The organism is Marinobacter sp. ST-43 (assembly GCF_030541085.1).
Lineage (GTDB): Bacteria > Pseudomonadota > Gammaproteobacteria > Pseudomonadales > Oleiphilaceae > Marinobacter > Marinobacter nauticus.
Genome location: NZ_JASSVO010000012.1, coordinates 1 through 11,418 on the forward strand (window position 1 = coordinate 1; position 11,418 = coordinate 11,418).

Sequence of the window (11,418 nt, forward strand, 5' to 3'; positions counted from 1 at the left end):
AGACTTCGGAGTAAGAAGAGAAACCCCGCGTCGCTACGCTCCGATGGGTGGCAGCCTTGCTCCGGTCCGGGTGGCAGGCTTCACGTGGAATGGGTGGCAACCTTCAGCGGTTTACGCACTCCAGGATCGCGGCATCGGCTTTAAGTCCCTGACGGAATCCATCGACACCACTAGTTCAGGTGGACGCTTGGTCTTCCATATTTTTGGGGCTCTGGCTGAGTTTGAGCGTGACCTGATTCGGGAGCGAACGATAGCTGGCCTGCATGCCGCGAGAGCACGGGGGCGCAAGGGTGGCAGAAAGCCAGCCATGTCGGCTGCCGACGTAAAGAAGGCTGCCGCAATGCTGTTAGACCCAAACATAACCAAAGTAGAAGTAGCCCAGCATTTTGGGGTATCAAGAACTACACTGAACGCCTCTCTATCCCGGCTTGGGGAGGTTTAGTTTTTGCTTTTATTGAGGTGATTATTTGCCGATCAGCAGAGCTGTAGTTGCCCTCGAAACGATGCGTTTTCGGCCGCGGCCATCTTAAGACCCAGACTGACGCAACACGGCATACCGAGGTTGGATAGTCAGTCCATGTTGTGTTGAGGTGCCGACGAAGACTAGTAATTTCGCGGCAGTGCTCATAAATTGGCCGGATCATAAAGCCCTTTTGAGACTTGTCATCAACATGAGATTTTCAAGAAAAGCCTTGCTGGTAGCATCTTTGATTTCAGCGCACTCTCCAGAGGTGCTTGCGGAAATCGAGCCTTATTCGTGCCGCAATGGCGCTTTCCCCTCATACCAAGATATGAAGCTCGGCTTTGTGAGAGAGGGCTCCTCAGCTCGAAGCTATTTTTACGATGACGATGCAAGCTGTCCTCACCAGGATACCTGTAAAACAAGCGCATACATTGTCCCAGGCGATGAGGTTTTGGTTGCCAAGACCCAGGATGGGTGGAGTTGCGTCTGGTATCAGGGTGTAGACCGTGAATTTGTTGGCTGGATGAGGTCTGAGAATCTAGGGCTGAAGCTATACGAGGAAAGTTATAGGCTCAGTGATTGGGTTGGCGAATGGCGGTTCACCGGAACAGATACTTTTCTAAAGATCACCCAGGTCCAAAAAGATGGACTGAAAGTCAGTGGTGAGGCGAGCTGGTCGAATGGCAGAGGTCTTATTAATTTCGGTTCATTTGATGAGATTGGAACTCCCAGTGGAATGAATTTAGAGGTGAAATCTGGCGATGAGACATACGACTGCAAGGTTCATCTGAGGCTTGTTCGAGAGTATCTTGTTGTCTACGACAATAAAATGTGCGGTGGAATGAATGTAAACTTCGATGGTGTGTACTTGAAAAAGGCGAGCTAATTTGACGGCACGGAGCAAATGCCGATCAGAGCTTTCCTACCCGAAGACCACGCCTGAAATTCTTTTTTCTCAACCGCTTTTGCTTATCAGTTTCCTCTGGAGCTACCTTAAAGGGTTTAGCCGTTTTGTTTCGACCCTTTTTGGGAGTCGGAACCGGTTCGTGATCCCTTGCTGATGCGAGACTCGCGTAACATAGAACTCGAAAGGGTCTCGCGAAGGTGTCGAGCATCGAAAGCTCAAATGCGCCGTCTGCAATTTCTTTGAGGTGCGCCGGTAGGTTACCGTTAATGGATACTCTCCTTCCATACTTTGTAAGGGCTGACTTTCTCAAATAAAAATCAGCTTCTTCATTGCGAAATATCACATGAAGTCGAGCAAAATACTTGTCGACCTCTATATCGTGTCGAAGCTGAATTGGCATCCAGCCATCCTTTAACCACTGACTCTCGACTCCACACTTCAAACTATTGTTGCTTTTGCCCCGAAACCTGGCTGGCGCGCTCGTGTTGTCTGTACAGGGGTGTTTTGGCCAAGGGGGGCCCAGTTCATCGAAGAAGACGCGGCCTCCATCTGGCGAAGAATAGAAGAAGACAGGCTGACCGCAGGCAGGGCAGGATGCGTTGGGGCGAGTATAGCTTTCAAATGAAAAGTCCAACGGCGGTACCCATTGGGTGTAGTGAGTGCCGTCCAGTCGTTTGCCCGTATGTCCGTCGCCACCCCAGCCGCAACGACACTCCTGCGGGTGATTCCATGCGTTACACATTAGACAAGATCCTATTCATTCGATGGCTTTTTACTCGTCTTAGTATTTATATTGGTGCTATTCGAGCGTTTACATTTCTTGCTCTTTCAGTAGTAACTCCGCTCTGCCATCGAGTTGCTCCTTCACCGACCGCCACTCCGGCATGAAACGATCCAGCAGCCCATAGAAGCGCGTGCTGTGATTATGCTCCACCAGATGACACAGCTCATGCAACAGCACATAGTCGATGGCTCGTGTCGGGGCTTTGATCAAGTGCGGATTCAGCAGAATGGCCCCTTCCGGTGAACAGCTCCCCCACTGGGTCTGCATCTCCATGATGCGCCAGGCCGGCGCCGTCGTTGTCCAGGGCAGACTCTCAACCATCAGATCGAGCCGTCGTTGGAATACCTCCAGGGCGCGATCCCGGTACCACTGGCGCACGGCTTTCTGAATCCGATCCGATGTCAGGTCTTTCCCCTGCACCCGGAGCTGGCCGCCGATCAGTTTGCAGGTGACCTTGCGTTGCTCTGGAGCCTGGATGACTTTCAGGACGTACCGCCGGCCCAGGTACAGAACACTCTCGCCACTTACCCATTGTCGCGGTCGGACATCCCGGTGGCGCTCGGCGATGTCGTCCAGATGTTTAAGTATCCAGCGTGCCCGGCGCTGAACGGCGGATTTGATCGCCGTCAGCTGTGCTGACTCAGGGGCATCGACCTGCACCATGCCATTGGGATGCACATGCACTCTTATGGTTGCCTTCTTGTGGTCGGGCACGTAGCACAGGTGGTACCGGAACTCCCGGTCACCGTACCGGGCTACGTACTCCAGTGGCTGTTCGTCCTGATGCGACTCTACGGAGGTCATCACCGGGCCACTCCATTGCGGAGAATCTGCACCACCTCATCGAGCATGGCTTTGGCCTTATCCAGCCCGATCAGCCCGAATAGCCGGGGCAGCAGGTTTTTACGGACATCCTGCTCAATGCCCGCGGGGTTCAGGGAGTTTTCGGCCACGGCCCGGTTCACCACCTGGTCGATCTCGAAGGCTTCCTGAATCAGCTGTTCACCCTTTTCGGCTTCCAGTGCGGCGAACTCGTCGCCCAATACCAGCTTGAGCGCGCCATAATAGGCCTGAGCGTGTTTGTTGCCCTCGAACCGGTCTACCGGAAGATCCGGTACGTCCCGATCTTCCACCATAGCTTCCAGATCACTGAACAGCTTGAACTGGGCCTTGTAGTCGAACATGGACTCCGCTTTCTCGATGGCGTCCTTCAGCAGGGCGGAGAACACCTTCTTGGCGTAGGGATCGTCGCCGAGCTTTTCCTCGATGGTTTTCTTGGTGCGGGTTTTGATCTTGTCGGTTTCGTTCTTGGTCTTTTCCTCTGACCAGTCTTCGGGCTTGTCGTCCACCGCGTCAATCAGCACCGGCTCATCACCGGGGGCGACATCTACGCCAGTCACGTACCGGTCGATCAGATCCCGGATCTGGCCCTCGTATTCGGAGTAGTCCACGGTTTCCTGAGCATCCAGACGGATGACCTTGCGCAGGTCGGAGAACCATTTCAGGTCGGATTTGTACCGGCGGATGTCGGTCTCGGTGAAGGCCTTGTCTTCGAAGAAGCTCTGCGTCGAGAGCGCGGTTTTCAGGCACATCCCGAACTCGGTCAGGGCCTCGTAGAAGTCTTCCCGAAGCGCCTGCCGGGTATCCATCTCCACACCGTCCTCGTCGGTCTCGTACTTCGGCATGAAGATCTGCCGGTATTGCTCCTGGTCCAGCACATTGCGGACCTCGCCAAAGAAACTCCAGAGCTTGTCGTGCAGGGCCGGGAGCTTCTTGTACTCGGTGTCCACGTTGGAATACAGGCCGTCGATGTCCTCGATGGCAAAGCCACCCTGGGTCTGCTCTTCGTAGTTCTGGTAATCGGTGATGGCCGTATCCAGCTCCTTCAAAATCCCCCGGTAGTCGATCAGGTAGCCGAAAGGCTTCTGGGGGTGTAGCCGGTTCACACGGGCGATGGCCTGAATCAGGTTGTGGCCCTTGAGCTGCTTATCGATGTAGAGCACCGCGTTACGGGGTTCATCGAAGCCGGTCAGCAGTTTGTCCACCACGATCAGGATGTCCGGCGGCCCGTCGGTACCGAAATGCTCAATGATCTGCTTCTCATAGTCCTGAGGGTCGCCTGTGACGTTTTTCTTCCACCACTCCTGTACCAGCGGCAGGTTGGACTCGTCGGCGTCGGTGTGGCCCTCGCGGGTATCCGGTGCGGAAATGACGATAGCGCTGGTGACCCGGCCCACCTCGTCGAGGTGTTGCTTGTAACGGATCGCGCTCAGTTTGCTGTCGGTGGCCAGCTGGCCCTTGAGCTCCAGTCCGGCTTTTTTGAAGTTCTCGCTGAAATGCACGCTGATGTCGAAGGCATTGAGCTTGATGCGATCCTGGGCCGTGTAGATCTGGCCCTGCTTGGCGTACTTGCGCTTGAGATCCGCCTTCTGGTCGTCCGACAAGGACGCGGTGACCTTCTCAAACCAGGTATCCACGGCCTTCTGGTTCACATCCAGCAGGGGTTTGCGCTCTTCATACAGCAGCGGCGTGATGGTGCCGTCTTCGACCGCCCGCTTCATGGTGTAGGCGTGAATGATGGCCCCGAACTTTTCGGCGGTTTCGCTCTTCTCTTTCTTCAGCAACGGGGTGCCGGTGAAGGCGATGAACGACGCATTGGGCAGGGCCTGGCGCATCCGTTGATGGTTCTCGCCGCCCTGGCTGCGGTGTCCCTCGTCGACAATGACGATGATGTTGTTGGACGGATTGTAGCACTCCGGCTGCTTGGCGGCCGAGGCGAACTTGTTGATGATGGTGAAGATGATTCGCTCGTTGCCTTGGCCGATGCGCTTGGCCAGATCGCGTCCGGAGCGGGTCTTGGCCAGTGAGTCGCCGCTCTTCTTGCCGGCGATGTCGGAACCAAAGGCTCCGCCGGTCAGGAAGGTCTTGGACAGCTGCTTCTCCAGATCCACCCGGTCGGTGACCACGATGATCCGGCAGTTCTTCAGGGCGTCACTGAGGAGCAGGGCCCGGCACAGATAGACCATGGTGAACGACTTGCCGGAGCCGGTGGTGTGCCAGAGGACACCGCCTTTACGCTCGCCGCTGGGTTTGAAATCGGAGATACGTTCCAGCAGGGCTTTGATGCCGAAGGCCTGCGGGTACCGGGCCGCGATCTTGCCGATTTTCCGGTCGAACAGGATGAATAGGCGCAGAAATTCCAGAAACCGGTACCGGTCGAGCAGGCCGACCAGCAGGCGATCCTGCTCCGTCGGCATGACGGACTGCGACCAGAGCTGCTCGAAGTAGGCCCGGATCTTCGGGGGTTTATCCTGGAACAGGGCGTCCTTGTCCGACTTGGACAACGTGCGGTTCTTGATGTCCTGCACGTACCGGTCGTCGAACTCCTCGTCCGTCCACTTTGACCAGAACTTCAGCGGAGTGTGCGTGGTGCCGTAGCGCCCGTCGTTGCGACTGATCGCAAACAGCAGCTGGGCGAAGGCGTAGAGGTACGGGACTTCATCGTTCTTCTGGTTGCGCAGGTGCTGGCTGATGCCTTCTTCAACCATGTTCTTATTGGGGTTGCCGGAGGCCGCCTTCTTGGCCTCGATCACCGCCAGGGGAATGCCGTTGACGAACGCCACCACATCGGGCCGGCGGGTGTGGGTACCCTGCGTGGACAGCACTTCCATCTCTTCGGTGACATGGAACTCGTTGTTGTCCAGGCTCTCCCAGTCGATCAGGTGGATCGTGGGCTGGGCCTTCTTACCGCCGATGAACTCGGTGACAGTAACCCCCAAGGTCAGTGTGTCGTACACGGACTGGTTGGCGTCCATCAGGCCCTGGGCCATGGAGGGTGTCGTAACTTCCCGGATCACCTGATCCACCGCCTGCTCGGACAGCGGGTACCATTGCCCCTTGAACTCGAACTTGCGCTGGCGCAACACCCGCTCCAGCACCGGCTTCATCACCACCTCCCGCTGGCTGCCCCGAAGGGCCTGACACTCCGTGGCCGGCAGAAACGTCCAGCCTAAGTTGATCAGGGTGGCCAGGGCGGGAATGTGACTGGAATGCTGCTCATTCCCTTGAGGGGTGGTGTTCATGCGGCCTCCGTCTCCACTTGCACCCGACGCTTGCCGGTAAGGAGTTGCTGCATCAGGGCACGTTTTTCGCTCCTCAACTGCTCAAGTCTGGCTTTTTGAGCGTCTATTTCGCTATCAGCGATACAGAGCACATTTGCGATTGCCTTTTGTTCGTCAATATCCGGCTTTTGAAGCATCAGGGAGAAGAAGTCTGAAGGCTTCACGTTCAGAAGCCCATGAGCCCGGCCGCCTTCATGTGCCACTTGCATCAACCCCTGATTAAGCAGTCCTGATTCAAAATATTGCTCATAGAAGTCGCTATTTGCCGCATGCTCATCTGCAAGCTCGAAGCAGATATAAAGCGTCGTAACTACTCCATCGTCGTACCGATTCAAGCGCTTGATAGCTCCCATCGGGTAACCATTCGAGTAACTCTTGTTGTAGGCAAACTGGCCTTTCTTGAGCAAAAAATAGTTATCAAGTGTTTCAGAAGCGACGCTCTTCTTGAAAAACTCCTGCTGACGGATCAAACCTTGCTGGCCTGAAATAGTGACAACATTTGTACTTTGGCCTTCATTCCGCGTTGTAACACGCTCGAATATTGAGCCAAGTGGTACCTGCTCCCACTCCCCCTCAAACCCCAGCAACCGCTTCTTCCCGGTCAGCAACTGCTGCATCAACCCTTTCTTCCGCTGCTGGCTGTTCTCAAGCAGGCGCTCGGTGGCGGTGATGGCCTGATCCCAGGTGGAGAGGATCTGGGCGATCTTTTTTTGTTCGGGGAGGGGGGGGATTGGTATTGTAAAGTCTCGCAAGACTGACACACTTAAATTTGGTGGATCTGTACCCAAAAGAGCTGAGTTTATCCTCGCGGCAATGCTCTCAGTTCTGAAAACTTGATATACAAACTCACTGTCATTCCCTTTTTTAATAACAAGTTTTGCAACTCGTTGGTTTAGGAGAGCTTCGTCGTCTTTATCTTTGATCTTTGCAACTTTTAAGTGGTTGCCGAGAGTGGGCCGAGTCATGGCAACGACGATGTCACCAACTTGTAGATAAAATCTGTGATAGCACTCTTGGAAGTGCTGAGGTAAATAGCTTTCATCGTCCCACTTTACTTCCCCAATCCCTACGTTTGCGATTTTGAGCCACCGTACGCCTGCATCAACAGAATCCGTGCTTTTGAAGGCAAATCCGCTAAAGAAAGACACCAGTTCAGTTGGATAATCTAGCTTCCACCCCTCAGGCACCATAACCCAACTCCTTCAGATAGCCGTCCATCTGTTCGTTCAGCTTCGCGATCTCGGCCTCGATCTCTTTTCGCTCCGCTTGCACTGCCATCAGGTCGATCTCTTCCTCTTCCTCGAAGGTGTCCACGTAGCGTGGGATGTTGAGGTTGAAGTCGTTCTCCTGAATCTCATCAAGAGTGGCCAGGTAGGCGTACTTGTCGAGATTCTCGCGCTGCTTGTAGGTCTCGACCACCTTGGCGATGTTCTCTTCGGACAACTGGTTCTGGTTCTTGCCGGCCTGGAACTCGCGGCTGGCGTCGATAAACAGCACGTTGTTGTCAGTTTTATCCTTGCGGAACACTAGAACCGCCGCCGGGATGCCGGTGCCGTAGAACAGTTTCTCGGGCAAGCCGATCACGGCATCCAGCAGGTTCTCTTCAATCAACTTCTGACGGATCTTGCCTTCACTGGAGCCCCGGAACAGGACGCCGTGGGGTACGACCACCGCCATGCGGCCGGTCTTCGGCTTCAGGGTTTCGATCATGTGCAGGATAAAGGCGTAGTCGCCCTTGGACTTGGGCGGTACTCCGCGACGGAATCGGGCGTAGGGATCGCTGTCTGCGCCCTCGAAGCCCCACTTCTCCAGTGAGAACGGAGGATTGGCTACCACGATGTCGAAGTGCTTCAGGCCGCCGTTCTCATCGAGCAGCTTGGGGTTGCGGATGGTGTCGCCCCATTCCAGCTTGTGGTTGTCGATGCCGTGCAGAAACATGTTCATCTTGGCCAGGGCCCAGGTGCTGCCGATGGCCTCCTGTCCGAATAGGGCGAAGTTCTTGGAGCCATCGCTGCCTTTACGGATCTGGTTGGCGCATTTGAGCAACAGGGACGCGGAGCCGCAGGCCGGGTCGCAGATCTCATCGCCTTCTTTCGGCTCGACGATCTCCGCCATCAGCTCGGAGACTTCTGGCGGGGTATAGAACTCACCGGCTTTCTTACCGGAGGTGGCCGCAAAGTTCTTGATCAGGTATTCGTAGGCGTTGCCGATGACATCCAGCTTGCCGATCCGACTCGGACGCAGGTTCAGCTCCGGCCGGGCGAAGTCTTCCAGCAGGTGGCGCAGAATATCGTTCTTCTGCTTCTCATCCCCCAGTTTGTTGGAGTTAAAGCTGATGTCCTGGAATACGTCGGCCAGCTTGACGATGTTGGCCTCTTCAATGGCGTGCAGGGCCTTGTCGATCCGCTCACCGTTGCCTGGCTCATGGCGCTGGTCATACAGCGCGTAGAAGCCGGAGTCCCGGGGCAGCACAAAACGCTCGTTCTTCATCAGCTCTTCGATCAGCTCCGGCGTATCGCCGTATTCGGCCACGTAGTTGTCGTAGTGATCCTGGTACACATCGGACAGGTACTTCACGAACAGCATCGTCAGCACGTAGTCCTTGTAGATGCTGGGATCTACGGTGCCCCGGAAGGTGTCGCAGGCGTTCCAGACCGCTTTGTTGATCTGATCCTGCTTGATCGAATCGTTGCTCATAGAAGTTATTTCCCTGTTGTCGTATCCGGACGAAGTATGTGTCGGGCAACCGCATCGGTCATGCGTTGCCGGTTCTCGATGAGTTGTTCCAAGAGGGCTTGTTCCCGCTGTGCGGCCCCGACCAGCTTCATCATCAGCTTTTGCTGTTCGGGGGACGGTACCACAACGGGCAGGTCGCCCAACTGGGTTTTGGTCACGCTGGGGGCCGCAGAGCCCTGTGAACACATGGCGAAGTATCGCTGGGCGTCCACATGGTTCAGCTGCCAGGCCAGAAACTCGGGCATGAGGTTGAAGGCCTCGGGTTTCAGGCGCAGGTGAAAGAAATTCGGGGTGCAGACGGTGTTATGGGGCAGTGCCTTGACCACCGCTGCATCATTCCGGGTGCCCCGTGCCATGAACAGGATGTCGCCGGGCCAAAGGAAGTCGGGGCGCCGTCGGCCTGGCAGGGTCACCCGATCAAGGGTTTGGCCGTCTTTGTCGTCCAGGGGCTCTCCCACGACCAGATGCCGGAACTGCACCACGAACGCATTGCCATCTTTGTCCGCCGGCAGCTTGCCGCGGAACGGGTAGCCGGGGTGGATGGTGGCCAGGCTGCGCAGAGGCAGTTGGTGTTTGGCGAGTTCGATCATGCAGTATGCTCAATGATGCATTTCATGTTGCTCAAGGTAGACATAAACGCATCATTCCGCAAGATGCAACTATTAAAGTGACGGCTACGTGCTCTAATTATTGTTAAAACGAGCGACTACTTGCGTCGCAGGCAGATGATTAAAACAGTTTCCGGAGAATGGAAGGGCTCAAGGCACGGTTTGTTGGCCAAAGAGCGCTAGAGATGCGGTAGCCTTCGAGCTTACCAAAGCGCTACTCAGCACCACCAAGCCTTAGTATCATCCGATAGAAGCGGCTCGCACCTATTTCGTTCCAGGAACATAACCGGATATGGCTGAAAGAATCCGTATAGGATCACCGGAAACTGCGTTCCCTTTCATTCCTTCGGCAGATAAATTTCTGGAGTATCTCGGTAAGCCCGGGGGGATGGCAGGGTTTATCAATGCACTGGGAAAGCACTTGAACCAGCCTTTACCGGATCCCAAAACCGTGCGTAAGGCGATTAAAGAGGGAGTCTCGCCTAGAAGTGCTGCAAAAATTACCGACATGCTGAAAGCTGTCCCGTCGCCTGGGTTGCACGATTACATAAATAGCTCAGAATTAGCGCCTTGGATCGAGACCTCGCTGAATAACAATGGGCTGGCCTGGCTTTGCATGACCAAAGGCGCGAGCTTGCAGATCTTTCCGGCCGATAGCCCCAATACCTTTATCGAACAATTTGTTCGAAGGCGGGCCGAACTCGAGATGGAGTTACTTCGGTCCGGCTTGGAGCTTAGGGAGAGCGATACCTCGGCCTCGGGGTGCGAAGAGAAGTGGCGAGACAGCGTAAAAGGCTTCCTGAAAGCGAATACCCTTGTGGACTTCTACCATATTGAGAAAGGTCTACAGGCCGCCGGAACCATCAAAGCCAGTGCAGGCGACGCTAGGCGCGAGCAGCTAGGCCTGCTGTTAGGTTTATACACCCGCATTAGAATTGACTTCTATTACCACCTATTGAGCAATATCTCCCTAGACCTCATACGCTGGTATGCCGAGCAAGACACTCTCCAGAGCCATGAGAAACAATGGCTGGTCGACAACAGCTTTTTTGGAGATATGTTGCCAGTGTTCGATGGTGAAAGGCTGACGTTACCCTTCGAGAGACTACTCGATAATTGGCGGAAAGGTGCCGGTATCAACGGTCAAGATCTATCCTGGGGCCAGATCGCGGAGCACCTACCGGATCCCTACGGCTTAGATGCCACTGAATCCTTGGCTCGAAATCAGACGGTTGAGGAGCGGAAGGTGAGGGTGCGCGAAAACAAAAAATCGAGGCTGTTGGAATGGCGTAACGGGACCCGGCCCAAACCAGAGCAACTGAGCGAATTTGTTCGAAACCTGACCCCAAGAGAAGACGATGTGCCTTTGGCTGAGATGAAGCTGGATATCGCGTGTATTTACGGGGCCTTTATACTAGATGAACTGGGCAATTTTCAGAAATGCGGCCTGATAAATGCGCTGAACGATACCTTGCCCGCTTTTGAAAGCTACCCGGCGTACTGGGCCAAATACAAATCTCAAGCCGCGAAGATTCTCGCGGCTTGAGAGGCATACTACTACTTACCCTTGGGAGGATTATTCCCGCGACCGCCGCCAGAGGGGTTGCCGGTTGTACTGGGCGCATTATGTGGCTTAGACATGATCATCACCTTTGTGTTGGTTCGGAATGTGAATCGGCGGCTTTCGGGTTTTTAAACCCGGAGCAGCAACGCCAATGTCGAGAGTATCGGTGAATGGATCTAGGACCGGGAGGTGAGTCGACGCGGGAAATTTTTTGGAACGACAGGTGCTGAGTCTC

General features: G+C 55.0%; 7 protein-coding genes and 1 pseudogene. 3 read left to right on the top strand and 5 right to left on the bottom strand.

Annotation, left to right across the window (positions count from 1 at the left end; genetic code table 11):
- Positions 1–118 precede the first annotated feature (118 nt).
- Positions 119–442, top strand: a pseudogene (locus QPL98_RS13755) (recombinase family protein); the annotation flags it as partial.
- Positions 443–653: 211 nt separating this feature from the next.
- The gene (locus QPL98_RS13760; RefSeq protein ID WP_303293434.1) at positions 654–1,349 is read left to right on the top strand and encodes a hypothetical protein; all 696 of its coding nucleotides are present in this window, start codon (positions 654–656) and stop codon (positions 1,347–1,349) included.
- An 832-nt stretch (positions 1,350–2,181) separates the two neighbouring features.
- Here QPL98_RS13760 and QPL98_RS13765 read toward each other — a convergent pair.
- From QPL98_RS13765 to QPL98_RS13785, 5 genes are read right to left on the bottom strand one after another with little or no spacing between them, the layout of a single operon-like run.
- A complete protein-coding gene (locus QPL98_RS13765) occupies positions 2,182–2,958 on the bottom strand; it encodes a M48 family metallopeptidase (protein ID WP_303293487.1) in 777 nt (258 codons plus the stop codon).
- Complete coding sequence (locus QPL98_RS13770; protein WP_303293435.1) at positions 2,958–6,236, bottom strand: type I restriction endonuclease subunit R; 3,279 nt, start codon at positions 6,234–6,236, stop codon at positions 2,958–2,960. Before QPL98_RS13770 ends, QPL98_RS13765 begins: the two co-directional genes overlap by 1 nt.
- On the bottom strand, positions 6,233–7,465 hold the full coding sequence (locus QPL98_RS13775; protein WP_303293436.1) for a restriction endonuclease subunit S: 1,233 nt from the start codon (positions 7,463–7,465) through the stop codon (positions 6,233–6,235). Before QPL98_RS13775 ends, QPL98_RS13770 begins: the two co-directional genes overlap by 4 nt.
- Entirely contained in the window at positions 7,455–8,972 is a 1,518-nt protein-coding gene (locus tag QPL98_RS13780; RefSeq protein WP_303293437.1) for a type I restriction-modification system subunit M, read from the bottom strand. The genes QPL98_RS13775 and QPL98_RS13780 overlap by 11 nt, the downstream gene beginning before the upstream one ends.
- Positions 8,973–8,977: 5 nt before the next feature.
- Positions 8,978–9,601, bottom strand: coding sequence for a hypothetical protein (locus QPL98_RS13785; RefSeq protein ID WP_303293438.1), 624 nt, complete (start codon positions 9,599–9,601; stop codon positions 8,978–8,980).
- 310 nt (positions 9,602–9,911) lie between these two features.
- On the opposite strand from QPL98_RS13785, the gene QPL98_RS13790 reads away from it, so the two are divergent.
- Positions 9,912–11,165, top strand: a complete 1,254-nt coding sequence (locus QPL98_RS13790; RefSeq protein WP_303293439.1) for a hypothetical protein — start codon at positions 9,912–9,914, stop codon at positions 11,163–11,165.
- Positions 11,166–11,418 lie beyond the last annotated feature (253 nt).